Here is a 708-nt window from a genome sequence, read left to right on the forward strand (position 1 = left end):
CCGCGCCGCTGCTGCGCCGCGACCGTGACGAAGTCACCACCGCGCTGACGGCGCTCGCGACCCTGCACGTCAACGGTGTCCCGGTCGACTGGTCGCCGCTGTTCACGGGCGTCCGACCGGCCGAGCTGCCGACCTACGCCATCCAGCACCAGCGGTACAGGCAGCCAGCAGCAGCGCCAGGCCGTTCGGCGGAACCTGCGGAGGCGGGCCTCTGCAACCACGTCGAGAGGCGCGATCTCCCCGCGGTCGCAGCGGAGTTGGGTGTCGATACCGCTGCCGCCGCCACCGTGCTGCCCGCGCTGTCGACCGGGCGGGCGCGCGGCCAGGAACGGTCGCTCATCGTCGGCTGGCGATTCCGCGTGTCCTGGTAGGCGGTCGGAGTTCGCGGCTCGGCGCGGGTGGAGGGATCCTGGATTGTTCTGGGTGAGGACGACGAGGTGACCGCCGCCCTCGCGGATGTCCTGACCGGTCACGTCGCGTCCGTGCTCCGGTTGGAGTTCGGGGTGCGGGCCGTGCTGGCCGACCGGCTGCGGACGCACGACGCACCGCCGGTCGGCGAGCTGGTACCGGCGGGTTCGCTCACCGGCGTGCACGCCGCCGTCCAGGCACAGGGCGACGACGGAATCGCGGCGCCGCACTGGCTCCACACGCGGGGGGCGGTCGCGACCGGGTCCGCCGATCCGCCGCTCGACCCGCACCGAGCGCAGG

At 74.0% G+C, this 708-nt stretch carries 2 protein-coding genes; both read left to right on the forward strand.

What is annotated here, in order from left to right:
• The coding region (locus PUR56_RS01105; protein ID WP_329947457.1) for a hypothetical protein at nucleotides 1–371 on the forward strand (371 nt) is incomplete at its 5' end.
• A 66-nt stretch (nucleotides 372–437) separates the two neighbouring features.
• Nucleotides 438–708: hypothetical protein (locus tag PUR56_RS01110; RefSeq protein ID WP_329947458.1), on the forward strand; the 271-nt coding region annotated here is incomplete at its 3' end.

Source organism: Streptomyces sp. BE303, assembly GCF_036290945.1.
In the GTDB taxonomy this organism is placed as follows: domain Bacteria; phylum Actinomycetota; class Actinomycetes; order Streptomycetales; family Streptomycetaceae; genus Kitasatospora.